At 62.7% G+C, this 23761-nt stretch carries 20 protein-coding genes; 17 read left to right on the top strand and 3 right to left on the bottom strand.

The window, feature by feature from the left end; all coding sequences use genetic code 11:
* Positions 1 to 211: 211 nt before the first annotated feature.
* Positions 212 to 772 (bottom strand): response regulator transcription factor, encoded by a 561-nt coding sequence (locus BLS27_RS14325; protein WP_070093026.1) that lies wholly within the window; start codon positions 770 to 772, stop codon positions 212 to 214.
* Entirely contained in the window at positions 769 to 2028 is a 1260-nt protein-coding gene (locus BLS27_RS14320; RefSeq protein WP_070577091.1) for an ATP-binding protein, read from the bottom strand. The genes BLS27_RS14325 and BLS27_RS14320 overlap by 4 nt, the downstream gene beginning before the upstream one ends.
* A gap of 198 nt (positions 2029 to 2226) precedes the next feature.
* Here BLS27_RS14320 and BLS27_RS14315 point away from each other — a divergent pair, with 198 nt between their 5' ends.
* From BLS27_RS14315 to BLS27_RS14255, 13 genes are all read left to right on the top strand, one after another.
* A complete protein-coding gene (locus BLS27_RS14315) occupies positions 2227 to 2943 on the top strand; it encodes an SIMPL domain-containing protein (protein WP_090345312.1) in 717 nt (238 codons plus the stop codon).
* Between the two features lie 333 nt (positions 2944 to 3276).
* A complete protein-coding gene (locus BLS27_RS14310) occupies positions 3277 to 4902 on the top strand; it encodes an ABC transporter substrate-binding protein (protein WP_090345310.1) in 1626 nt (541 codons plus the stop codon).
* Positions 4903 to 5064: 162 nt separating this feature from the next.
* The gene (locus BLS27_RS14305; RefSeq protein WP_090345308.1) at positions 5065 to 6657 is read left to right on the top strand and encodes an ABC transporter substrate-binding protein; all 1593 of its coding nucleotides are present in this window, start codon (positions 5065 to 5067) and stop codon (positions 6655 to 6657) included.
* 203 nt (positions 6658 to 6860) lie between these two features.
* A complete protein-coding gene (locus tag BLS27_RS14300; protein WP_043208163.1) occupies positions 6861 to 8237 on the top strand; it encodes an OprD family porin in 1377 nt (458 codons plus the stop codon).
* Between the two features lie 65 nt (positions 8238 to 8302).
* Entirely contained in the window at positions 8303 to 9898 is a 1596-nt protein-coding gene (locus BLS27_RS14295) for an ABC transporter substrate-binding protein (RefSeq protein WP_043208161.1), read from the top strand.
* Between the two features lie 78 nt (positions 9899 to 9976).
* Positions 9977 to 10987 (top strand): ABC transporter permease subunit, encoded by a 1011-nt coding sequence (locus tag BLS27_RS14290; protein ID WP_043208159.1) that lies wholly within the window; start codon positions 9977 to 9979, stop codon positions 10985 to 10987.
* 10 nt (positions 10988 to 10997) lie between these two features.
* Positions 10998 to 11924, top strand: coding sequence for an ABC transporter permease subunit (locus BLS27_RS14285; protein WP_043208158.1), 927 nt, complete (start codon positions 10998 to 11000; stop codon positions 11922 to 11924).
* Positions 11925 to 11934: 10 nt separating this feature from the next.
* Positions 11935 to 12903, top strand: coding sequence for an ABC transporter ATP-binding protein (locus tag BLS27_RS14280; protein ID WP_043208155.1), 969 nt, complete (start codon positions 11935 to 11937; stop codon positions 12901 to 12903).
* Complete coding sequence (locus BLS27_RS14275) at positions 12903 to 13871, top strand: peptide ABC transporter ATP-binding protein (protein WP_043208153.1); 969 nt, start codon at positions 12903 to 12905, stop codon at positions 13869 to 13871. Before BLS27_RS14280 ends, BLS27_RS14275 begins: the two co-directional genes overlap by 1 nt.
* Before the next feature lie 350 nt (positions 13872 to 14221).
* Positions 14222 to 15031, top strand: coding sequence for an AraC family transcriptional regulator (locus BLS27_RS14270; protein ID WP_090345306.1), 810 nt, complete (start codon positions 14222 to 14224; stop codon positions 15029 to 15031).
* A gap of 64 nt (positions 15032 to 15095) precedes the next feature.
* Positions 15096 to 16502 carry an NAD(P)/FAD-dependent oxidoreductase gene (locus BLS27_RS14265; protein WP_090345304.1) on the top strand — a complete coding sequence of 469 codons (1407 nt, stop codon included), beginning with the start codon at positions 15096 to 15098 and terminating at the stop codon, positions 16500 to 16502.
* A gap of 33 nt (positions 16503 to 16535) precedes the next feature.
* Complete coding sequence (locus BLS27_RS14260) at positions 16536 to 16877, top strand: cupin domain-containing protein (RefSeq protein ID WP_090345302.1); 342 nt, start codon at positions 16536 to 16538, stop codon at positions 16875 to 16877.
* A gap of 56 nt (positions 16878 to 16933) precedes the next feature.
* On the top strand, positions 16934 to 18013 hold the full coding sequence (locus BLS27_RS14255) for a polyamine ABC transporter substrate-binding protein (protein ID WP_043208145.1): 1080 nt from the start codon (positions 16934 to 16936) through the stop codon (positions 18011 to 18013).
* 95 nt (positions 18014 to 18108) lie between these two features.
* On the opposite strand, the gene BLS27_RS14250 is transcribed toward BLS27_RS14255, so the two are convergent.
* Entirely contained in the window at positions 18109 to 19692 is a 1584-nt protein-coding gene (locus BLS27_RS14250) for a peptide chain release factor 3 (protein WP_043208143.1), read from the bottom strand.
* A gap of 565 nt (positions 19693 to 20257) precedes the next feature.
* On the opposite strand from BLS27_RS14250, the gene BLS27_RS14240 reads away from it, so the two are divergent.
* From BLS27_RS14240 to BLS27_RS14225, 4 genes are read left to right on the top strand one after another with little or no spacing between them, the layout of a single operon-like run.
* Entirely contained in the window at positions 20258 to 20971 is a 714-nt protein-coding gene (locus BLS27_RS14240) for an ABC transporter permease (RefSeq protein WP_043208139.1), read from the top strand.
* A gap of 13 nt (positions 20972 to 20984) precedes the next feature.
* A complete protein-coding gene (locus tag BLS27_RS14235; protein ID WP_043208137.1) occupies positions 20985 to 21896 on the top strand; it encodes a glycine betaine ABC transporter substrate-binding protein in 912 nt (303 codons plus the stop codon).
* Positions 21893 to 22546 carry an ABC transporter permease gene (locus BLS27_RS14230; RefSeq protein ID WP_043208136.1) on the top strand — a complete coding sequence of 218 codons (654 nt, stop codon included), beginning with the start codon at positions 21893 to 21895 and terminating at the stop codon, positions 22544 to 22546. The genes BLS27_RS14235 and BLS27_RS14230 overlap by 4 nt, the downstream gene beginning before the upstream one ends.
* Positions 22543 to 23703 carry an osmoprotectant ABC transporter ATP-binding protein OsmV gene (locus BLS27_RS14225; protein WP_090345298.1) on the top strand — a complete coding sequence of 387 codons (1161 nt, stop codon included), beginning with the start codon at positions 22543 to 22545 and terminating at the stop codon, positions 23701 to 23703. The genes BLS27_RS14230 and BLS27_RS14225 overlap by 4 nt, the downstream gene beginning before the upstream one ends.
* Positions 23704 to 23761: the final 58 nt, after the last annotated feature.

Here is a 23761-nt window from a genome sequence, read left to right as displayed (position 1 = left end):
AGCCAGCCGGAGGCCGCGAGGCCCCGTAAGACACCGCAGCGAGGGAACCCGGTGCGAAGCGCCGGGCCGGATGCAGGGGCGCGCGGCTTTTGGTTACTTTTGGCCAAGACCAAAAGTGACCCGCCGTAAAGGCGGAAAGGTGATTAACCGTCGACAAATAAAACGGATAAGCCCACAAACCTCAAAACCCACAACCACAAACCACAAAGCCTCACCGCCGCACAGGCCGCTTCTGCAACTTACGCTGCAACGTGCGCCGATGCATCCCAAGGGCCCGCGCCGTCGCGGATATGTTCCCGTCATGCTCGGCCAACACCCGCTGGATATGCTCCCACTGCAGGCGATCCACCGACATCGGGTTCTCCGGCACCAGCGAATCCAGATCCGCATGCTCGGACAACAGCGCCGCCAACACATCATCGGCGTCCGCCGGCTTGCACAGATAGTTGCAGGCACCGCGCTTGATAGCCTCAACCGCGGTGGCGATGCTCGAATAACCCGTCAGGATCAACACCCGCATTTCAGGGTCCAGCTCCAGCAGCTTGGGCAGCAGCGCCAGCCCGGAATCGCCGTCCATCTTGAGGTCTAGGGTCGCGTAATCAGGCACGTCCTGCTTGGCCAGCACCAACCCCTCCTCGGCCGAGGAGGCGGTGCTCACGCGGAAACCGCGACGGCTCATGGCGCGCGCCATGACGCGGGTGAAGGTGGCGTCGTCGTCCACCAGCAACAAGTGCGGCAGCTCTTCGCCTTCGACCAGGTTTTCTTCGCTCATCGTTCATCTCCTCGCTTGCCATGGGGCAGGCGCAGCTCGGTGAGGGTGCCGCCCTGTTCATGACTATAGAGTTTCACCGAGCCGCCAGCACGGGTCACGCTGGCCTTGCTCAGGAACAGGCCCAGGCCGAAGCCTTTGCCCTTGGTGGTAAAGAAGGGTTTACCGATCGCCTCGGCGATGGCGACGGGAACGCCAGGGCCGTGATCGCGGATCGTGATGATGATGTCCTGGGCGTTCCAGTCCAGGCGCACTTCCAGATCCTCGGGGCAGGCATCGGCGGCGTTGTTAAGCAGATTGAGCAAGGCCTGGGTCAAGTCCGGGGGGGGCGTCAGACGCGGAACCTGGCCATCGCGCAGGCGCTGGAAGCGGTAGGTGGCCTCCGGGCGCATCAGGTGCCAGCGGTTGAGCGCTTCATCCAGCCAGGCGGTCACCTCCTGCTCGACCACGCTCAGACGACGGTTGGCTTCGGCGGCGCGGACCAGTTGCTGCAAGGTCTCCTTGCACAGCTTGACCTGGTCCTGAAGGATCTCCAGGTCTTCCTGCAATTGCGGGTCTGTGTGGTCCTGACGCATTTCATTGAGCAGCACGCTCATGGTCGCCAGAGGCGTGCCCAGTTCATGGGCGGCCCCGGCGGCCTGGGTGGCCACGGCGAGCAGTTGCTCGTCTCGAAGGCTCTCCTCGCGGCGATCGGCGCGCAGTTTCTCCTGGCGACGAAGCTCTTCAGCCATGCGTGCGGCGAAGAACGTGATCACGCCGGCCGCCAAGGCGATGCTCAACCACATGCCATAGACCTGCATCTTTTCCCGCGCCATGGGCAGGGTCTCGAGCGGGTAGAACTGCACCAGCAGCAGGCTATAGGCCACCAGAGCAATGCCAGACAGCACCAGCGAATAGATCCATGGCAAGGTCACCGCGGCGATCGCCAGCGGTACCAGGTAGTAGGAAACGAACGGGTTGGTCGAGCCGCCGGAGTAGTACAGCAAGGCACTGTGGATCAGCAGGTCACAGGCCAGCTGCAGGGCATACTCGAGTTCGGTGACCGGCAACGACAAGCGCAGGCGCAAGGCGGTGAAGGCACACAGCAACGACGACAAGGCCAGTGTGATAGCCAGCGACAGCCAGGGCAGCGGGACCAGTTCGGTCCAGTAGGCCACGCCAACGGAGCCAGCCTGGGCGGCCAGGACCAGGATACGGATGAAGGTCAGACGCCAGAGGTTCTGGCGCGTAGCGGACAGCGGATGTGCGGCAGCGAGCATGAGCTCTCCTGATGAGTGCTCCAGGAAAATCGACCGGAGTATACCGAAGCCAGGCGCCCCGCTGCAGCGATGCGGCAAAGCGCCACACTTTGTCACAGGTTAATGATGGCATTTAGGAACCCACTACACTGTTCCCGGTCTGATGGGCCATGCGCGGGATGGACAATGCCCGCGCCTTTATTTGCCAAGGAGTCCTACATGCACATCCCCCGTCGTGGCACCGCGCTGATCCTGTCCTGTGGCCTGCTGGCCAGCCTGCCGGCGTTGGCGGACGATGCGCCGCGCTACAACCAGGTATCGCTGCGCGCCGAAGTCACCAAGGAAGTGGCGCGCGACTTGATGGTCGTAACCCTGTACAGCGAAGCCCAGAACAACGACCCAGGCAAGCTGGCCAAGGAAATCACCGAGACCATGAACAAAGCCGTGCAGCAGGCACGCCAGGTCAAGGACGTGAAGATCAGCCAGGGTAGCCGCAACAGCTACCCGGTCTATGACAGCAAAGGCCAGAAGATCACTGGCTGGCGCGAACGCGCCGAACTGCGCCTGGAAAGCGCCGACTTCCCAGCCCTGTCCAAACTCACCGGGGAACTGCTCCAAGACCTGAAAATGGGCGGCATGGACTTCTCCATTGCCCAAGCCACCCGCAAGAGAAACGAGGACGCCCTGCTCAAGGAGGCCGTCGACGCCTTCAAGGCACGCGCCCAGTTGGCCACCGAAGCCCTCGGCGGCAAAGGCTACAAAGTGGTCAGCCTGAACCTCAACAGCAGCGGCTACCCACGCCCCTACCTGCGCAGCGCGCCGATGGCCATGAAGGCCATGGCAGCCGATGAAGCCGCTCCCGCGCCGGACATCGAAGCCGGTACCAGCGAAGTCAGCATGAACGCCGATGGCCTGATCGAAGTCCAGATGCCCTGATCGACCTCAGTGAACCGAAGCGACGGGTGCAATGCCCGTCGCTTTGATGTCATTTCCAGAACTGACAGTTTCAAGCCTCATTCCTACAGCGCTATAGCTGCTTTCCTATTGACTTCAAAGTTGAAAAACATCTGGCAAATTGCCTGCAAAAAACCAGCGCAAACGTTCAACTTTCATGAAAATTACATGGATGCGACATCCATGTACGTTAGTCCCACAATTTTGACGTCAACTATCCCTCTGCCTGTTGCATTGGCGATCTACCCTGCATTAGTATCCGCAGGTCGGCTCACGAGGCCGCCTCAATCGAAAAATGACAACAATGAGGCCACCATGCTCAAACACGCAGTCATTCCGTTCCTGGTCAGCGCAGGCTTGCTCGCCGGCGCACCCTCCGCGCTAGCCGCGACCAACCTGGTGTTCTGCTCCGAAGGCAGCCCCGCAGGCTTCGACCCGGGCCAATACACCACAGGAACCGACTTCGACGCCTCGGCCGAAACCGTCTTCAATCGCCTGACCCAGTTCGAGCGCGGCGGCACCGCGGTCATTCCGGGGCTGGCAACCAAGTGGGACGTCTCCGACGACGGCAAGACCTACACCTTCCACCTGCGCGAAGGCGTCAAGTTCCACACCACCGACTTCTTCAAGCCGACCCGCGAGTTCAACGCCGACGACGTGCTGTTCACCTTCAACCGCATGCTCGACAAGAACCATCCGTTCCGCAAAGCCTACCCCACCGAATTCCCCTACTTCACCGACATGGGCATGGACAAGAACATCGCCCGTCTCGAAAAGGTCGACGATCACACCGTACGCTTCACCCTCAACGAGGTGGACGCCGCCTTCATCCAGAACCTGGCCATGAGCTTCGCCTCGATCCAGTCCGCCGAGTACGCCGACCAGTTGCTCAAGCAGGGCAAGGCCGCCGACATCAACCAGAAACCGATCGGCACCGGCCCGTTCGTGTTCAGCAAGTACCAGAAGGACGCCCAGATCCGTTTCAAGGGCAACAAGGACTACTGGAACCCCGATGACGTGAAGATCGACAACCTGATCTTCGCCATCAGTACCGACGCCTCGGTACGCATGCAGAAGCTCAAGAAGAACGAGTGCCAGGTCACTCTGTTCCCACGCCCTGCCGATATCGAGCCGCTGAAGAAAGATCCGAAACTTCAAATGCCTGAACAGGCCGGCTTCAACCTTGGCTACATCGCCTACAACGTGATGGACAAGATCAAGGGCAGCAACGAAGCCAACCCCCTGTCCCAGCTGAAGGTTCGCCAGGCACTGGACATGGCGGTGAACAAGCAGCAGATCATCGAATCGGTGTACCAGGGCGCAGGCCAACTGGCGGTCAACGCCATGCCGCCGACGCAGTGGTCCTACGACACCTCCATCAAGGATGCCAAGTACGACCCGGAGAAAGCCAAGCAACTGCTCAAGGAAGCCGGCATCAAGGAAGGCACCGAGATCACCCTGTGGGCCATGCCCGTGCAGCGCCCCTACAACCCCAACGCCAAGTTGATGGCCGAAATGCTCCAGTCCGACTGGGCCAAGATCGGCATCAAGGCCAAGATCGTCAGCTACGAGTGGGGCGAGTACATCAAGCGTTCCAAAGGCGGCGAGCAAGGCGCCATGCTGATCGGCTGGAGCGGCGACAACGGTGACCCCGACAACTGGCTGGGTACCCTCTACGGCTGCGATGCCATGGATGGGAACAACTTCTCCAAGTGGTGCTACAAGCCCTACGACGACCTGATCAAGCAGGCCAAGGCCACTTCCGACCAGGCCAAGCGCACCGAGCTGTATCAAAAAGCGCAACACATCCTCAAGGAGCAAGTGCCGATCACGCCGATCGCTCACTCCACTGTCTATCAGCCGATGAGCGACAAGGTGAAGGACTTCAAGATCAGCCCGTTCGGCCTGAACTCCTTCTACGGCGTCAGCGTGGAGAAATAGGGCCAGCCCCTGCGCCGTGGGCCTGAGCGCCCACGGTGACATTCCGCGCCACGAGCGCCCCCCAGAAACAAGCGCCCTCCCGATGCCACCCGCAGCGGGATCGGATTCCTGTTGCCGCGATTCCTACAAAGTTGCGGCACGACAGATGCAAAAGGACTAGCCATGCGCCCCATCACTCTCCTCGGCACCCTGCTTGGCCTCGGCCTGATGACCCAGGCCCCCGACCTGCTCGCCAAGAACCTGGTGTTCTGTTCCGAAGGCAGCCCGGCCGGCTTCGACACCGCCCAGTACACCAGCGCTACCGACAACGATGCCGCCGAGCCGATCTACAACCGCCTGGTCGAATTCGAGCGAGGCGGCACTGCCGTGCATCCGGCGCTGGCGACCTTCTGGGAGATCTCCGAGGATGGCATGCGCTACACCTTCCACCTGCGCGAAGGCGTCAAGTTCCATGGCAACAAGGACTTCACGCCAAGCCGTGATTTCAGCGCCGACGACGTGCTGTTCACCTTCAATCGCATGCTCGACAAACGACACCCCTTCCGCAAGGCCTACCCCACCGAGTTCCCCTACTTCGTCAGCATGGGGCTGGACAAGAACATCGCCAAGGTCGAAAAGACCGGCCCGCTGACGGTGGTGTTCACCCTCAACAGTGTCGATGCCGCGTTCATCCAGAACCTCGCCATGAGCTTCGCCTCGATCCTCTCCGCCGAATACGCCGACCACCTGCTGGCCGAAGGTCGCGCCAGCGACATCAACCAAAAGCCGATCGGCACCGGCCCGTTCGTGTTCCAGCGTTACCAGAAGGATTCGCAGATTCGCTACAAGGGCAACCCGGCCTATTGGGCGCCGGAGCAGGTCAAGCTCGACAACTTAGTGTTCTCCATCAACATCGACCCTTCGGTACGCATCCAGAAACTCCGCCGCAACGAATGCCAGGTCACCTTGCACCCCCGCCCCGCCGACCTGCCGGCGATCAAGGCCGACAGCAAGCTGAGCGTGCTGCACAAGCCGGGCTTCAACCTTGGCTATATCGCCTACAACACCCAGCATCCGCCCTTCGATCGCCTCGAGGTACGCCAGGCCATGGACATGGCCGTGAACAAGCAGGCGATCATCCAGGCCGTGTACCAAGACTCCGGCCAGGCGGCGGTCAACGCCATGCCGCCGACTCAGTGGTCCTATGACAAAACCATCAAGGACGCAGGTTTCAACCCGGCCAAAGCCCGCGAACTGCTCCAGGCCGCCGGCGTCAAGGAGGGCACCGAAGTGACCCTGTGGGCCATGCCGGTACAGCGGCCCTACAACCCCAATGCCAAGCTGATGGCCGAGATGCTCCAAGCCGACTGGGCCAAGGTCGGCATCAAGGCCAGGATCGTCAGTTACGAATGGGGGGAATACCTCAAGCGCATGAAAAACGGCGAGCACGACATCGCCCTGATCGGTTGGACCGGCGACAACGGCGACCCGGACAACTGGCTGGGGACTCTGTACAGCTGCGATGCCATCGGCAGCAACAACTACTCCCTGTGGTGCGACCGTGAGTACGACACGCTGGTCAAGCAGGCCAAGCAGGTCACCGACCGCGAGCAGCGCACCCGGCTCTATCAGCAAGCCCAGCAACGTCTCAAGCAACAGGTGCCGATCACCCCGGTGGCCCACTCCACGGTCAACCAGCCGATCAGCGCCAAGGTCAAGGACTTTCGCGTCAGCCCCTTTGGACGCAACGACTTTTCCGGTGTGAGTGTTGACTGATTAGCCCCTCTCTTCGCGAGTAAACCCGCTCCCGCACTGATCACCGCCCCTGCGGCAGCGGGTTTATCCATGAACAGACCGGCACCGCCAGCACAACGCCCCCGACTCTGCCCGGCGATCCCGCGGCACCCCTGGCAACACCGCAGCAAAACCCCCAGCCCACAAGGCGCGGGAATAACTAGAAATAGAAAGGGAGCTTCACCTTGAGACGTACAACCTTTACCGCACTGGCCCTGTCGTTAGGCGCATTGTCCGCCACAGCCCAGGCCGAACCCGTCAGCCAGGACTTCGTCCCGGTCACCCTCAAATCCAGCAGCGAGCAGGCCGAGGCCACAGGCTTTCTCGAAGGCCAGAGCCTGACCGGTAGCACGCGCAACTGGTACGCCCGCGAACGCGCCACCCGCGCACCGCTGTTCAGGTACTACAAGAGCGACGGCACTCTGCACCGGACTCACAGCCGTGACAACTGGGTGCAGGGCACCATCCTGAACTACAGCTCAGGCTTCACCCAAGGCACCGTGGGCTTCGCTGTCGAAGCCGCCGGCTACAACGCCATCGCCCTCGAGCGTGGCCGCGCCGCGGTGGCCGGGCCGAACAACCGCACGCTGACCCACAGCGATGGCGACGTGATCGGCCAGTGGAGCAAGATGGGCTTGGGCAACGTCAAGGCACGGGTATCCAACAGTACCCTTACCGTGGGCCGTCAGTCGGTGGACACGCCGATGATTTCCTACATCGGCAACCGCGCGTTGCCGTCGAGCTTCCAGGGTGCATTCCTGCACAGCGCCGAATTCGACAACCTGTCGTTCGACCTGGGCACCTTCGACCGCGTCTCGCCCCGTACCGAGCAGAGCTTGAGCAAGTTCCGCAGCGAGTATGGCAATGGCGTGGAAACCGACCGTGCCAGCACCGCCGGGGTCAACTACCAGCCGTTCAAGAGCCTCTCCACCAGCCTCTACGCCACCAAGGTCGACGACTTCTGGAACCAGTACTATTTCGGCGCCAACCACGTGCTGGGCGACAGCGCGGTGCTGAGCCTGACCACGGGCCTGAACTACTACAAGACCGTGGATACCGGCAGCAAGAAGATGGGCGAGATCGACAACGACACCTACAGCCTGTCGTTCGGCCTCACCCATCAGGCCCACACGCTCAGCGCCTCCTGGCAACAGGTCAACGGCAACGAGTACTTCGACTACCTGCACGAAACCAACGGCATCTACCTGGCCAACTCGCTGCTGTCGGACTTCAACGGCCCCAACGAGAAGTCCCTGCAGATCTCCTACGTGCTGAACATGGCCCCCTATGGCGTGCCGGGCTTGAAGTTCAACGTCTACAACGCCCGTGGCTGGGGTATCGACGGCACCCACTACCGGGGCGATGCCTACGACGTCAAAGGCATGGATGGCGAGACCCACTACGAGTGGGGCATCGGTACCAGCTACGCCGTGCAGAGCGGTCCGCTGAAAGACACCAGCATCCGCGCCACCTACACCGCGCACCGCGCCAGCAAAGCCCAGGCCGACGGTAGCCTGGACGAGCTGCGTATCGTCACCACCATTCCATTCAACATCCTCTGACCCCCGCGCCGGCCCGCCTTGTGCGGGCCGAAGCGCTACGCTGGAACAATCTGCAGGGAGGTTTCATGACATCGCTACCATTACGTGCCGCCCTGGCGGCCGTCCTTCTCGGCGCCGCGACCCAGCTCGCGGCCAAGCCGTTGGTGGTGTGCACCGAGGCGAGCCCGGAAGGCTTCGACATCGTCCAGTACACCACCGCGGTCACCGCCGACGCCTCGGCCGAGACGCTCTTCAATCGCCTGGTCGACTTCAAGCCCGGTACCACCGATATCCAGCCGGCGCTGGCCAAAAGCTGGGACATCAGCCCGGACGGGCTGACCTACACCTTCCACCTGCGCGAAGGCGTCAAGTTCCACACCACCCCGTACTTCAAACCCACACGCGACTTCAATGCCGATGACGTGCTTTGGAGCCTCAACCGCCAGCTTGACCCGAAGCATCCCTGGCACGACAAGACCAGCGTCGGCTATCCCTACTTCGAGAGCATGGCCTTCAAGGACTTGCTCAAGTCGGTAAGCAAGACCGACGACCACACCGTGGTGATCACCCTGACCCGTCCGGAAGCCCCCTTCCTGCGCGACATGGCCATGGCCTTCACCTCGATCTACTCCGCCGAGTACGGCGACCAGTTGCTCAAGGCCGGCAAGACTGGCGAGCTCAACAGCAAGCCGATCGGCACCGGGCCGTTCATCTTCCAGCGCTACAACAAGGACGCCCAGGTTCGCTACAAGCCCAACCCGGATTACTTCCGGGGCAAACCACCGGCAGACGCGTTGATCTTCGCCATCGCCACCGACAGCAACGTGCGTCTGCAAAAGCTGCGTGCCAACGAGTGTCAGATCGCCCTGTATCCAAAGCCGGACGACGTGCCGGCGATCAAGGCCGATCCGAAACTCAAGGTTGCCGAGATCGAGGCGCTGGTCACCGGTTACATCGCCATGAACACAGAGCACAAGTACCTGAATGACGTACGGGTGCGCAAAGCCCTCAATATGGCCTTCGACCGTCAGCATCACATTGACCAGCTGTTCGGCAAAGGCAACGCGACCGAGGCGGTCAATCCGTACCCGCATACCATGTTGGGCAACAACGTGACGATCCAGAATCCGCCACGCGACCTGGACAAGGCCCGAGCGCTGTTGAAGGAAGCTGGCGTGCCGGAGGGGACCGTGATGAGCCTCTTCACCCGCAACGGTGGCGGGCCAACCAACCCCAACCCGCGGCTCTCCGCCGAGATGCTCCAGGCGGACCTGGCCCAGATCGGCATCAAGCTGGACATCCGGGTGATGGAATGGGCCGAAATGCTGCGCCGTGCCAAAGCCGGTGAAGCCGACCTGGTGTCTGCCGGCTGGGCCAGCGACAACGGTGACCCGGACAACTTCCTCGGCCCGTTGCTCAGCTGCGAGGCTGCAAAGAACGGTGAGAACTACGCCCGCTGGTGCAACAAGACGTTCCAGGATCTGATCACCCGCGCACGCACGATCACCAAGGATGAAGAGCGCGGATGGGTCTATGCCGAGGCCATGAGGGTGTACGATGACGACCAACCCTGGATCAACATGGCCCATCCCAAGATGTTCACCGCCATGCGTGACAACGTGGAGGGTTACGTGATCAACCCTCTGACCAACAACAACTTCGCCACCACCAAGGTGAAGTAACACAACAACAACGACCGCCGGCGACCCACACGGGAACCGGCGGCACCGCCTGACCGGCTTAATGAGGTACACCCGACGATGTTGAGTTTTATTGCCCGGCGCCTCGGCTTGCTGATTCCGACCTTCTTCGGCATCACCCTGCTGACCTTCGCGCTCATACGCCTGATCCCCGGCGACCCGGTGGAAGTGATGATGGGCGAACGCAGGGTCGACCCTGAAATGCACGCCCAGGCCATGGAGCGCCTGGGCCTGAACAAACCGCTGCCGGTGCAGTACGTGGATTACATCGGCAAGCTGGCCCAGGGCGACCTGGGCGAGTCCCTGCGCACGCGTGAGAGCGTGTGGAACGAATTTCTCACCCTGTTCCCCGCCACCCTCGAACTGGCCTTCGCCGCCTTGCTGTTCGCTGGCATCGTTGGCTTGTTGGCCGGGGTGATCGCCGCGCTCAAGCGCGGCTCGCTGTTCGACCACGGGGTCATGGGCGTCTCGCTGGCCGGCTACTCCATGCCGATTTTCTGGTGGGGCCTGATCCTGATCATGTTCTTCTCGGTGAGCCTTGGCTGGACGCCGGTCTCAGGGCGGATCGACCTGCTCTACGACATCGAGCCGAAAACCGGCTTCATGTTGATCGACACATTGCTCAGCGACGAGGAAGGCGCGTTCAAGGACGCCGTCATGCACCTGATCCTGCCGGCCATCGTGCTGGGCACCATCCCCCTGGCAGTGATCGCCCGCATGACCCGCTCTTCAATGCTCGAAGTCCTGCGCGAAGACTACATCCGCACCGCCCGCGCCAAGGGCCTGTCGCCCAGCCGCGTGGTGTTCATCCACGGCCTGCGCAACGCACTGATCCCGGTGCTGACGGTATTCGGCCTGCAGGTCGGCACCTTGCTCGCCGGTGCCGTGCTTACCGAAACCATCTTCTCCTGGCCGGGCATCGGCAAGTGGCTGATCGAAGCCATCGGCGCCCGTGACTACCCCGTGGTCCAGAACGGCATCCTGCTCATCGCCTGCCTGGTGATCCTGGTCAACTTCGTCGTGGACATCCTCTACGGCCTGGCCAACCCACGCATCCGTCATCAGCGCTGAGGCCCAAGCCATGACTAGCCCTATTCCAAAATCCGTCACACCGGCCAGCCCAGTGGACCAGAGCCTGCTCTACCCTTCCCCGTACAAGGAATTCTGGCAGGCGTTCTCGCGCAACAAAGGCGCCGTGGCCGGCCTTGCCTTCATGTGCCTGATCGTGTTCTGCGCACTGTTCGCCCCCTGGATCGCGCCGCACAACCCGAGCGAACAATACCGCGACTTCCTGCTCACCCCGCCGGTGTGGCTCGAAGGCGGTACCTGGCAGTTCATCCTCGGCACCGACGAGCTCGGCCGGGACCTGCTTTCACGCCTGATCCAGGGCGCGCGGCTGTCGCTGCTGATCGGCCTGTCGTCAGTGGTGATGTCGCTGATCCCTGGCATCCTGCTGGGCCTGCTGGCCGGATTCTTCCCGCAGATCCTCGGCCCTTCGATCATGCGCCTGATGGACGTGATGCTGGCGCTGCCATCGCTGCTGCTGGCCGTGGCCATCGTCGCCATCCTCGGCCCTGGCCTGATCAACACCGTGATCGCCATCGCCATCGTCTCGCTGCCCTCCTACGTACGCCTGACCCGCGCGGCGGTGATGGGCGAGCTGAACCGTGACTACGTCACCGCCGCACGTCTGGCCGGTGCCGGCCTGCCGCGCCTGATGTTCGTCACCGTGCTGCCCAACTGCATGGCGCCGCTGATCGTACAGGCCACCTTGAGCTTCTCCTCGGCGATCCTCGACGCCGCCGCCCTGGGCTTCCTGGGCCTGGGCGTGCAGCCGCCGACGCCCGAATGGGGCACCATGCTGGCCTCGGCCCGCGACTACATCGAGCGCGCCTGGTGGGTGGTGAGCCTGCCGGGCCTGACGATCCTGCTCAGTGTGTTGGCAATCAACCTGATGGGCGACGGCCTGCGCGATGCGCTGGACCCGAAACTCAAGAACGCCGCCTGAGGAGAACGCCATGTCACTGTTGCAGATCAACAACCTGAACGTGCGCTTCGGCGACGCCAACGCCGTACCCGTGGTGGACGGCCTGGACCTTGCGGTGGACGCCGGCGAAATCCTCGCCATCGTCGGCGAGTCCGGCTCCGGCAAGTCGGTGACCATGATGGCCCTGATGGGCCTGATCGACGCCCCCGGGCGCATCACCGCCGACGTGCTCAATTTCGACGGCACCGACATGCTCAAGCTGAGCGGCCGGCAACGGCGCAAGGTCGTGGGCAAGGACATCGCCATGGTCTTCCAGGACCCGATGACCGCCCTGAATCCCAGCTACACCGTGGGCTACCAGATCGAGGAAGTCCTGCGCCAGCACTTGGGCCTGAAGGGCAAGGCCGCTCGACAGCGGGCCCTGGAGCTGCTCAAGAAAGTCGAGATCCCGGCTGCCGAAAGCCGTCTGGACGCCTATCCCCACCAGCTCTCCGGCGGCATGAGCCAACGTGTGGCGATCGCCATGGCAATTGCCGGCGAACCTAAGCTGCTGATTGCCGACGAACCGACCACGGCGCTGGATGTGACCATCCAGGCGCAGATCATGGAACTGCTGGTGAACCTGCAGAAAGAGCGCAACATGGCGCTCATTCTCATCACTCACGACCTGGCCGTGGTGGCCGAGACCGCAAAGCGCGTATGCGTGATGTATGCCGGCCAAGCCGTGGAAGTGGGCCAGGTGCCGGAGCTGTTCGACGTCCCCGCTCACCCCTACAGCGAGGCCTTGCTGGCTGCCATCCCCGAGCACAGCATCGGGGCCGAGCGCCTGGCCACGCTGCCAGGCATCGTGCCAGGGCGTTACGACCGGCCCAAGGGCTGTCTGTTGTCGCCGCGCTGCCCCTATGTGCAGGAAAACTGCCGCCAGCAGCGTCCGCCCCTCGATCCCCAGGCCCATAGCCTGGTGCGTTGCTTCTATCCGCTGAACCAGGAGGTGGCGTGATGACCGTCGTCCTATCCGCCCGTGAGCTGACCCGCCATTACGAAGTCTCCCGCGGCCTGTTCAAGGGCCATGCGCTGGTGCGCGCCCTCAATGGCGTGTCATTCGAACTGGAGGCCGGCAAGACCCTTGCCGTGGTCGGCGAGTCCGGCTGCGGCAAGTCCACCCTGGCCCGAGCCCTGACGCTGATCGAGGAGCCGTCCTCCGGCTCCCTGCAGATCGCCGGAACGGAGGTCAAAGGCGCCAGCAAGGCTGAGCGCAAGCAACTGCGCCGCGACGTGCAGATGGTCTTCCAGAGCCCTTACGCCTCGCTCAACCCGCGGCAGAAGATCGGTGACCAACTCGCAGAACCCCTGCTGATCAACACCTCGCTGAGCAAGACCGAACGCCGCGAGAAAGTGCAGAAGATGATGGAGCAGGTCGGCCTGCGTCCGGAGCACTACCAGCGCTATCCGCACATGTTCTCCGGTGGCCAGCGCCAGCGCATCGCCCTGGCCCGGGCGATGATGCTGCAGCCGAAAGTACTGGTGGCCGACGAGCCGACGTCGGCCCTCGACGTGTCGATCCAGGCACAGGTGCTGAACCTGTTCATGGACCTGCAGAAGGAGTTCAACACCGCCTACGTGTTCATCTCCCACAACTTGGCGGTAGTGCGACACGTGGCCGACCAGGTGCTGGTGATGTACCTGGGACGACCGGCGGAGATGGGACCGAAGGAGGATATCTACGAGAAGCCCCTGCACCCTTATACCCAGGCGCTGCTGTCGGCGACTCCGGCGATTCACCCCGATCCACTCAAGCCGAAGATCCGTATCGCCGGTGAGCTGCCCAACCCACTCAATCCACCGGACGGCTGTGCGTTCCACAAGCGCTGCCCGTATGCCACCGAGCGCTGCGCCAAAGAAATACCAGCGTTGAGACAAGTGGGTACGCGGCAGGTGGCCTGCCACTACGCCGAGCAGTTTCTCTAGATCGGTCTAGACCTGTTCGCGGGTAAACCCGCTTCCACCAGGATCATCGCTCCTTGTGGAAGCGGGTTAGCCGTGAACAGGCCGCACAGTGGCCCTGTGCCTCAATGCATGAAGAACCAGATCAAAATGATCACCGGAATCGGCACCCCAATCATCCAAAGCAGTATCGAGCGCATGGCCTTTCTCCCGTTCGTTGGTGAAAAGACAGCTGCAGTGCCCATGCCAGCCTCACTGAAAAATCACCCTCAGCGTAATCAACGGTTTAGCCGACAAGCCGCTTGGCAACACCGTGCAATATGCCGGATCCGCAGCCTTGCGCCAGGGTGTTCTGCAATGCACTATCAGTGTCCATGACCGCCACTACCCTCCCCGACGGCCCCGAGCAAACCCCGCTCACCGCCGACACCGTGTTGCGCTACCACCTGTGCTGGAAGCACCGCGACCTCGACGGTGTCATGGCGCTGTACCACCCCGACATCCAATACCACGACTTCTTCCAGAACCGCGTGCTCGGCATCGATGAGCTGCGCGATTACGTTCGCGCCTCGCTGCCCCACCAGGTCGGCGAAGACATCGTACACAGCGACCGCATCCGCGTGGACGGCTGCACGGCATTCATCCAGTACGAAGTCACGGTCCAGGGTGGTGACGGATTGGTGGCGTTCCAGGCCAGCGAGGCGATCACCGTCAAGGATGGGCTGATCTGGCGTATCAACGAATACGCCACCTTGGTGCGTCGTGATGCCCAAGTCGCCCGCCGCGCCAACCCGCGTTCGGCCACCAGCCGCCTGGGCCTTTCACCGCGCCAGCTCTCCACCATGGCCCAGGACCTGGAGCACTACTTTCAGCGACAGCGCCCCTACCTTGACCCGGAGCTGGACCTGCAACAGGTCGCCGACCACAGCGGCTACAGCCGTAATCAGATTTCCTACCTGCTCAACCAGGTGCTCGGCCAAAGCTTCTACCGTTACGTCAACCAGGCCCGCCTGCAACATCTGTTGGCCAGCCTCGACGCCCAGCACGCGACAACCCCGGTCGACGATCTGGCCTTTGCCGCGGGTTTCAATTCGCTGTCGGCGTTCTACAAGTGCTTCCGCGAGCACACCGGTTTGTCGCCCAAGGCCTATGTGAAGCAGATTTCCCTGCGTGCACGCACGTAAGACAACCCTCCCCACACGCCACTAGGATCGCCCGCAGACCTTTACGGATGTGGAGCCGAACCCGATGCAAGCCTGGCGTACGATCAGCCTTTGGATGGACCAGCTCGAGGAGCCACTCTGCGCCCGCCCGGCCCTGGACCAGGACCTGGAGGTGGATGTATGCATCATCGGCGCCGGCTACACAGGCCTATGGACCGCCTATTACCTCAAGCGCCAGGCGCCACAACTGAACGTCGCGATGATCGACGCCAATATCGCAGGTTACGGCGCCTCGGGTCGTAATGGCGGCTGGCTGATGGGCAACCTGCTGGGCGAGGACCGGATGCTCGCCACCCTCTCGCCCCAGCAACGCCGCGCCAGCACCGATTTGCTGCATGACATCCCCAACGAGGTCCACAGCGTCCTGCAACGCGAAGGCATCGACTGCGACTACCGCAAAGGCGGCGTGCTCTATTGCGCCGCCCGTTACCCGGAGCAGGAACGCAGTCTGCGTGCCTACCTGGATGACCTCTATCGCCAAGGCATGAATGAAGACGACTACCGCTGGCTGGGGCCTGAGGCGTTGAATGGCCAACTGCGGGTGAGCAATGCCTATGGCGCGATCTTCAGCCCGCATGTCGCTACCCTCCAGCCGGCCAAACTCGTGCGCGGCCTGGCCCGTGCGGTCGAACGCCTGGGCGTACCGATCTACGAGAACACCCCGGCCATCGACTGGCGAACCGGCGAGGTACGTACGCCCCAGGCGACGATCCGCAGCCAGTGGATCGTGCCAGCCGTGGAAGGCTACGCCGCCAGTCTGCCGCCGCTGGGACGTCATCAGTTGCCCGTGCAGAGCCTGCTGGTGGCCACCGAACCCCTGCCTGAATCGACCTGGGCACAGATCGGCCTGGATCAGGGCCAGGCCTTCAGCGAGGGCAGCCGCCAAGTCACCTATGGCCAACGCACCGCCGACAACCGCCTGGTATTCGGTGCTCGTGGCGGCTACCGCTTCGGCGGCCGGCTGCGGGAAGACTTCAGCCTTACCGACAGCGAGATCGCCCTGCGCCGCTACCTGTTCGGCGACCTGTTCCCACAGCTCAAGGACGTGCGCATCACCCATTCCTGGGGCGGCAACCTGGGCATGGCCCGGCGCTTCCACCCGCACATGCTGTGCGATCGCCAGCGCGGCATTGCGCTGTCGGGCGGCTATGGCGGCGAAGGCGTCGGCGCCACCAACCTGGGCGGACGCACCCTGGCCGCGCTGATACTCGGCCAGCACAACGCCCTGACCGCGCAGCCTTGGGTGTACGACAACCGCCCGCTGTCGAGCCTGGCCAGCTGGCCGCCCGAGCCCTGCCGCTGGCTGGGCTACAACGCGATCATCCGAAGCTTCGTGCACGAGGACCAGACCCTCGCCCAGCCCGGCAGCGCTCCTTGGCGAAGGCGCCTGGCCAGCACGCTTGCCGACTTCATGGAAGGCTTCATGCGCTGATTCAACCCAAACCAACACACAGGATCCAAGGTCATGAGCATCACCCAGTTCAAGCACACGGGCAGCGTCACCCTGGAAAACACCAGTCCTGTCGCCGTCCCTCTCGGCGAGCCGGTCGCGGTCACCTCCGTGACCTGCGTCGAGCGCAACGACGGCGTCGAAACCGGCATCTGGGAGTGCACCCCGGGGCGCTGGCGGCGGCAGATCGTGCAGCAGGAGTTCTGCCATTTCATCAAGGGCCGCTGCACCTTCACCCCCGACGGTGGCGAGCCCTTGCTCATCGAAGCCGGCGACGCCCTGATGCTGCCGGCCAACAGCACCGGCACCTGGGATATCCAGGAAACAGTGCGCAAGACCTACGTTCTGATTTTCTGATCCGACGATCGCCTGCCGCCCTTCGATAACAACAAGCACAGCAAGGTATACCGGACATGCGCACCCTCCTGCTCGCCCCTCTGATGCTCGCCACCTGCGTGGCCAACGCCGCCGACTCGGTGAAGATCTACAACTGGTCCAGCTACATCGCCCCCGACACCCTCAAGCAGTTCCAGCAGGCCACCGGCATCCAGCCGACCTATGACGTGTTCGACAGCAACGAGACCCTCGACGGCAAGCTGATGACGGGCAACTCCGGCTACGACGTGGTGTTCCCCTCCAACCACTTCATGGCCCGGCAGATCCAGGGCAAAGCCCTCAAGCCGCTGGACAAGAGCCAGTTGCCCAACTGGCATAACCTCAACCCGGTGCTGCTCAAGGCGCTGGAGGTGAACGACCCGGGCAATCGCTATGGCTTCCCCTACCTCTGGGGCAGCACGGGCATTGGCTACAACATCGACAAGGTCAAGGCGGTACTGGGCGACAATGCGCCGGTGGATTCCTGGGACCTGATCTTCAAGCCCGAGAACATTTCCAAACTCAAAAGCTGCGGCGTTGCCGTGCTGGACAACGGCCCGGAGCTGCTACCGATCGCCCTGCACTACCTGGGCCTGCCGCACCACAGCCAGAACCCGGCCGATTACGACAAAGCCAAGGCGCTGTTGATGCAGGTGCGGCCGTACATCAGCTACTTCCACTCATCCAAGTACACCGGCGACCTGGCCAACGGCGATGTCTGCGTGGTGGTAGGTTTCTCGGGGGATGTGCTGCAGGCGAAGAACCGCGCCGAAGAGGCGAACAATGGGGTGAAGGTGGGCTACTCGATACCCAAGGAAGGGGCGCCGCTGTGGTTCGACATGGTCGCCATGCCCGCCGACGCACCGGACGAAAAAGCCGGCTACGCCTACATGAACTACCTGTTGCAGCCAGAGGTGATGGCCAATATCAGCGACTATGTGCAGTACGCCAACGGCAACTTGAAGGCAGACAGCCTGGTGGACCCGAAACTCAAGGCCAACAGCATGATCTACCCGAGTGACGAGGTGCTGGGCAAGCTGTATGCCCTGGAGGCGATGCCGGCGAAGATCGACCGCATCCGTACACGGATCTGGACCAGTATCAAAGCAGGCAACTGACAGTCGTCAGCGGCAAGCGGCAAGCGGCAAGAAGAACGGAGCCCGTTCAGGCTCGCGCCGCTTGAAGCTTGCTGCTGGTAGCTTGCCGCTGCTCTTTAGTGATGCTCGCGAGTGGCGCGGAACTTGATGTCCGGCCAGCGCTCTTCCATCAACGATAGGTTCACCCGGGTCGGCGCCAGGTAGGTCAGGTGACCGCCACCGTCGATGGCCAGGTTCTCCATGGCCTTGTTCTGGAATTCCTCGAGCTTCTTCTTGTCGTCGCAGCTGATCCAGCGCGCCGACCAGACGGTGATGGGCTCGTAGGCACATTCGACCTTGTACTCTTCCTTCAGGCGGCTGGCGACCACATCGAACTGCAGCACACCCACGGCGCCGAGGATGATGTCGTTGCTGCGCTCGGGGAAGAACACCTGGGTCGCGCCTTCTTCGGCCAGCTGTTGCAGGCCCTGGCGCAGTTGCTTGGACTTGAGCGGGTCCTTCAGGCGCACGCGGCGGAACAGTTCCGGGGCGAAGTGCGGAATACCCGTGAAGCCCAGCGCCTCGCCTTCGGTGAAGGTGTCGCCGATCTGGATGGTGCCATGGTTGTGCAGGCCGATGATGTCGCCGGCATAGGCTTCCTCGAGCTGTTCACGCTCGGAGGAGAAGAACGTCAGCGCATCGCCGATGCGCAGGTCCTTGCCCAGGCGCACGTGGCGCATCTTCATGCCTTTTTCGTACTTGCCCGAGCAGATCCGCATGAAGGCGATGCGGTCGCGGTGTTTCGGGTCCATGTTCGCCTGGATCTTGAACACGAAGCCGGTGAACTTCTCTTCCACAGGCTCGACGGTACGCTCGTGCGCCACGCGGCCCAGCGGACGCGGTGCCCAATCGACAACTGCATCGAGCACATGGTCGACACCGAAGTTGCCAAGGGCGGTACCGAAGAACACCGGGGTCAGCTGACCGTTGATGAACTCGTCCTGGTTGAACTCATGGCAGGCGCCCTGCACCAGTTCCAGCTGCTCGACGAACGAATCGTACTGGTCGCCCAGGTGCGCACGGGCCTCGTCGGAGTCCAGCTTCTGGATGATCTTGGCTTCGGTGCGCTCATGACCATGACCCGGGGTATAGACCACGATATAGTCGCCGGTGAGGTGGTACACACCCTTGAAGTCGCGGTAGCAACCGATCGGCCAGGTAATCGGCGCAGCCTTGATCTTCAGGACCGCCTCGATCTCGTCGAGCAGTTCGATCGGGTCGCGGATGTCACGGTCGAGTTTGTTGATGAAGCTGACGATCGGCGTGTCGCGCAGGCGGCAGACATCCATCAGGGCGATGGTCCGCGGCTCTACACCTTTACCGCCGTCGAGCACCATCAGCGCCGAGTCGACCGCGGTCAGGGTGCGGTAGGTATCTTCGGAGAAGTCCTCGTGGCCGGGGGTGTCGAGCAGGTTGATCATGTGCTCGCGGTAGGGGAACTGCATCACCGAGGTGGTGATGGAGATGCCGCGCTGCTTCTCCATTTCCATCCAGTCGGAGGTGGCGTGGCGGTCGGACTTGCGCGACTTCACGGTACCGGCGACGGCAATGGCCTTGCCCATCAGCAGGAGCTTCTCGGTGATGGTGGTCTTACCGGCGTCGGGGTGGGAAATGATGGCGAAAGTGCGGCGCTTCGCGACTTCGGCGGCCTGGTTGGTCATGGGAAATCGCCTGACTTGGGATCAAAAAGGGGCAATATCATACCTGAAGTCGGAGCAGGGCCAAAACCCGCCTGAGGCCATTGGGCATCAGCTTTGAATCTTGCGAGTCGCCGGTGTCGCAGAGAGCCTTCAAGCGTGACCAGTGCATGCCCAGCCATATGCGGTTCAAGCTCAAGTGTTCCGCCGAGAGCCTCGATTCAAGCGAATAACAAGAAAATTGCCCAGCCAAGTCGCCGTACGGCAAACCGCCGAATAGCAGGTACTTCAACGCCTCCACGTGCTATCCACGCTTTTTTATCGCGTGATTTTTCTGAAGAGCCAGTGATTAACACTGGCCAAACGCCTCTTCAGATGGGAACCTTTAACGCCTCGGAGACGTCCACTCCCCTGCAACCCGCCTCGGTTCAGGGCGTGTTTCATCTGCATTTCGGGCCCGACGGGGTTCGGCTCATGGCGTGACCGCCTGTCTTCAGTGCGTCACGCTGCTACTCGCGACCACACTGCCTGGCGCCAGGTATGGCGCCCGCCACGGGAGTGTGTTCGCCGACTGAAAAGGAGTCCGCCTGTGGCTGAACGCTATGGCAAAGGGCTGTTGGGATGGGCCGCCGTGCTCGTCATCCTGGCCCTGCTGGTCCACTGGATCGGCATCGATACCTTCGCGCGTTATCGCGAAGACCTTTGGTTCTATCTGCAAGCGCACCTGGTGCTGGTGCTGGCTTCGATGGCGGCGGCGTTAGCCGTGGGTATCCCAGCCGGCATTGCCTTGAGTCGACCGCACAGGGTCGACAAGGCCGAGCGCTTCATGCAGCTGTTCAACGTTGGCAACACCATCCCTCCCCTGGCCGTCCTGGCCATTGCCCTGAGTGTCCTGGGCATCGGCGCAGGCCCTGCGATCTTCGCCCTGTTCCTCGCCTCCCTCCTGCCCATCGTGCGCAACACCTACGAAGGCCTGAAGAACGTCCCCGCCTCACTCAAGGAAGCGGCCACCGGCATCGGCATGACCGCGCGCCAGCAACTTTGGCAGGTAGAGCTGCCCAACGCTGTGCCGATCATCGTCGGCGGTGTGCGCGTGGCCCTGGCGCTGAACGTGGGCACGGCCCCCCTGGCCTTCCTGATCGGCGCCAACAGCCTGGGCAGCCTGATCTTCCCCGGCATCGCCCTGAACAACCAGCCGCAACTGTTGCTGGGCGCAGCCTGCACGGCCTTGCTGGCACTGGCGCTCGATGCCTTGGTGAGCCTTTCCAGCAAGCGCTGGCTGGAACGCGGCCTGTCCCAATAAAAAGAGGGAACCAATGAACAAGAAAATCGCCTTGCTCCTGGGCGCGGCCATGCTATTCGCAGGGCTCTCCCAGGCCGCGGAAAAACCGCTGATTCGCATCGGCGCGCGGGTCTTCACCGAACAGACCGTGCTCGCTGAAATCACCGCCCAATACCTGCGCGCCAACGGCTACACCGTGCGCGTCACCGAAGGCCTGGGCAGCAACATTGCACGCCAGGCCCAGGAAACCGGCCAACTCGACCTGATGTGGGAATACACCGGGGTTTCGCTGGTCTCCTACAACCACATCGACGAACGCATGCCCAGCGCCGAGGCCACCTACGCCAGGGTCAAGGCACTGGACGCCGAGAAGGGCCTGGTCTGGCTAACCCCGTCGAAATTCAGCAACACCTATGCCCTGGGCCTGCCCCAAGCCGTGGCCAAGGCTTACCCGCAGCTCAACACCATCAGTCAGTTGCAGCGGGTGCTGCGCGACGAGCATGAGCGCAACCACCTGGTGGCACTGGACACCGAGTTCGCCAATCGGCCGGACGGCTTGGTGGGGCTGCGCGAGTTGTATGACCTGCCGCTCGACCGGCGCAACATTCGGCAGATGGACGGCGGCTTGGTCTATACCGCGATGCGCAATAACCAAGTCTTCGCCGGCCTGGTGTACACCACCGACGGGCGCCTGAACGCGTTCAACCTCAAGCTGCTCGAAGACGATAAACACTACTTCCCCGACTACACCGCCGCCCCGGTGGTGCGCCAACAGACGCTCGACGCCAACCCGCGCCTGGCCGACCTGCTCAAGCCTCTGGCCGAGCTGCTCGACGACCAGACCATGCGTGCACTCAACGCCAAGGTCGATGTCGAGCACCAGAGCCCGGCGACCGTGGCCGCGGCATTTCTGCGCGAGCACCCGATCAGCGAGGTACAGCCATGAACCTGCTCGATACGTTCACGCATCTGGACTGGTTCCAAGTGCTGCACCTGACCGGCCAGCACATCACCCTGGTGGGCGTGGCCGTGGGCCTGGCGATCTTGGTCGGGGTGCCCTTGGGGGTCTTGATGACCCGCTTCCCATCCTTGGCTGGCCCCCTGCAGGCCAGCGCCACGGTGCTGCTGACCGTCCCTTCGATCGCCCTGTTCGGCCTGCTGCTGCCGTTCTACTCCAAGTTCGGCCAGGGCCTGGGGCCATTGCCCGCGATCACGGCGGTATTCCTTTATTCGCTGCTGCCGATCATGCGTAACACCTATCTGGCCCTGACCAATGTCGAACCTGGCATCCGTGAAGCGGCGCGCGGCATCGGCATGACCTTCGGCCAGCGCCTGCGCATGGTCGAGTTGCCCATCGCGGTGCCGGTGATTCTCGCCGGCGTGCGCACCGCCGTGGTGATGAACATCGGCGTGATGACCATCGCCGCCACCATCGGCGCCGGCGGCCTGGGTGTACTCATCCTCACCTCCATCAGCCGCAGCGACATGTCCATGCTGCTGGTCGGCGCCGTGCTGGTCAGCCTGCTGGCGATCATCGCCGACCTGCTTCTGCAAACCCTGCAACGTGCCCTGACTCCGGAAGGACTGCGTCCATGATCGAACTGAAGAACCTCAGCAAGACCTTCAACGTCAACGGCAAGGACGTCAAAGCCGTCGACGCGGTCAGCCTCACCGTCAACGAAGGCGAAATCTGCGTGTTTCTCGGCCCCTCGGGCTGCGGCAAGAGCACAACCCTGAAAATGATCAACCGCCTGATCACACCGACCAGCGGCCAGGTATTGATCAACGGCGAGGACACCAGCGCCCTAGACGAGGTGACCCTGCGCCGCCACATTGGCTACGTGATCCAGCAGATCGGCCTGTTCCCGAACATGACCATCGAGGAAAACATCACAGTCGTCCCGCGCTTGCTGGGCTGGGACAAGCAAAGATGTCACGAGCGCGCCCGCGAGCTGATGCACATGATCAAGCTCGAGCCCAAGCAGTACCTGCAGCGCTACCCGCGTGAACTTTCGGGCGGCCAGCAACAGCGGATCGGCGTGATCCGTGCCTTGGCCGCCGAGGCACCGGTGTTGCTGATGGATGAGCCTTTCGGCGCGGTCGACCCGATCAATCGCGAGATGATCCAGAACGAGTTCTTCGAGATGCAACGGGCGCTGAACAAGACCGTGATCATGGTCAGCCATGACATCGACGAGGCGATCAAGCTGGGCGACAAGATCGCCATCTTCCGCGCCGGCAAACTGCTGCAGCTCGACCACCCGGACACCTTGCTGGCCCATCCGGTGGATGACTTCGTGAGCAATTTCGTCGGCCAGGACAGCACCTTGAAGCGCCTGTTGCTGGTCCGTGCCGAGGATGCCGCAGACAACGCCCCGTCCCTGAGCCCCGAGACGCCCGTGAGCGATGCCCTGGAGCTGATGGACGAGCATGACCGCCGCTACGTGGTGGTCACCGATGCGCAGAACCGGGCGTTGGGATACGTGCGCAGGCGCGACCTGCATCGCCAGCAAGGGAGCTGTGGCGATTTCCTGCGCCCGTTCAACGCCACCGCAGCCCACGACGAACACCTGCGCATCCTCCTGTCGCGGATGTATGAGTTCAATCGTGCCTGGTTGCCGGTGCTCGATGCCGAGCAGGTGTTCCTAGGCGAGGTGACCCAGGAGTCCATTGCGGCCTACCTGAGTTCGGGGCGTTCGCGTGGGGGCAAGACCAGTATCGTTTCGCCGGCAGAGGCGGTTGTCGCCCTCTAATAGGCGTGTCGGTTGTGCCGACCGCTTCGCGGGTAAACCCGCTCCTACAGCCAATAGC

This window comes from Pseudomonas guariconensis (assembly GCF_900102675.1).
Taxonomy (GTDB): Bacteria; Pseudomonadota; Gammaproteobacteria; order Pseudomonadales; family Pseudomonadaceae; genus Aquipseudomonas; species Aquipseudomonas guariconensis.
Note: the sequence above shows the minus strand (reverse complement) of the source record. Positions and strands in the feature narration are given on the sequence as shown.

Bases quoted from the DNA above. Each gene is read 5' to 3' on its own strand.
- BLS27_RS14295 (WP_043208161.1), top strand. From the start codon at position 8,303: ATGACATCGCTACCATTACGTGCCGCCCTGGCGGCCGTCCTTCTCGGC.
- BLS27_RS14255 (WP_043208145.1), top strand. From the start codon at position 16,934: ATGCGCACCCTCCTGCTCGCCCCTCTGATGCTCGCCACCTGCGTGGCC.
- BLS27_RS14285 (WP_043208158.1), top strand. From the start codon at position 10,998: ATGACTAGCCCTATTCCAAAATCCGTCACACCGGCCAGCCCAGTGGAC.
- BLS27_RS14260 (WP_090345302.1), top strand. From the start codon at position 16,536: ATGAGCATCACCCAGTTCAAGCACACGGGCAGCGTCACCCTGGAAAAC.
- BLS27_RS14325 (WP_070093026.1), bottom strand. From the start codon at position 772: ATGAGCGAAGAAAACCTGGTCGAAGGCGAAGAGCTGCCGCACTTGTTG.
- BLS27_RS14305 (WP_090345308.1), top strand. From the start codon at position 5,065: ATGCGCCCCATCACTCTCCTCGGCACCCTGCTTGGCCTCGGCCTGATG.
- BLS27_RS14270 (WP_090345306.1), top strand. From the start codon at position 14,222: ATGACCGCCACTACCCTCCCCGACGGCCCCGAGCAAACCCCGCTCACC.
- BLS27_RS14310 (WP_090345310.1), top strand. From the start codon at position 3,277: ATGCTCAAACACGCAGTCATTCCGTTCCTGGTCAGCGCAGGCTTGCTC.
- BLS27_RS14290 (WP_043208159.1), top strand. From the start codon at position 9,977: ATGTTGAGTTTTATTGCCCGGCGCCTCGGCTTGCTGATTCCGACCTTC.
- BLS27_RS14235 (WP_043208137.1), top strand. From the start codon at position 20,985: ATGAACAAGAAAATCGCCTTGCTCCTGGGCGCGGCCATGCTATTCGCA.
- BLS27_RS14320 (WP_070577091.1), bottom strand. From the start codon at position 2,028: ATGCTCGCTGCCGCACATCCGCTGTCCGCTACGCGCCAGAACCTCTGG.
- BLS27_RS14280 (WP_043208155.1), top strand. From the start codon at position 11,935: ATGTCACTGTTGCAGATCAACAACCTGAACGTGCGCTTCGGCGACGCC.
- BLS27_RS14250 (WP_043208143.1), bottom strand. From the start codon at position 19,692: ATGACCAACCAGGCCGCCGAAGTCGCGAAGCGCCGCACTTTCGCCATC.
- BLS27_RS14265 (WP_090345304.1), top strand. From the start codon at position 15,096: ATGCAAGCCTGGCGTACGATCAGCCTTTGGATGGACCAGCTCGAGGAG.
- BLS27_RS14230 (WP_043208136.1), top strand. From the start codon at position 21,893: ATGAACCTGCTCGATACGTTCACGCATCTGGACTGGTTCCAAGTGCTG.
- BLS27_RS14315 (WP_090345312.1), top strand. From the start codon at position 2,227: ATGCACATCCCCCGTCGTGGCACCGCGCTGATCCTGTCCTGTGGCCTG.
- BLS27_RS14275 (WP_043208153.1), top strand. From the start codon at position 12,903: ATGACCGTCGTCCTATCCGCCCGTGAGCTGACCCGCCATTACGAAGTC.
- BLS27_RS14225 (WP_090345298.1), top strand. From the start codon at position 22,543: ATGATCGAACTGAAGAACCTCAGCAAGACCTTCAACGTCAACGGCAAG.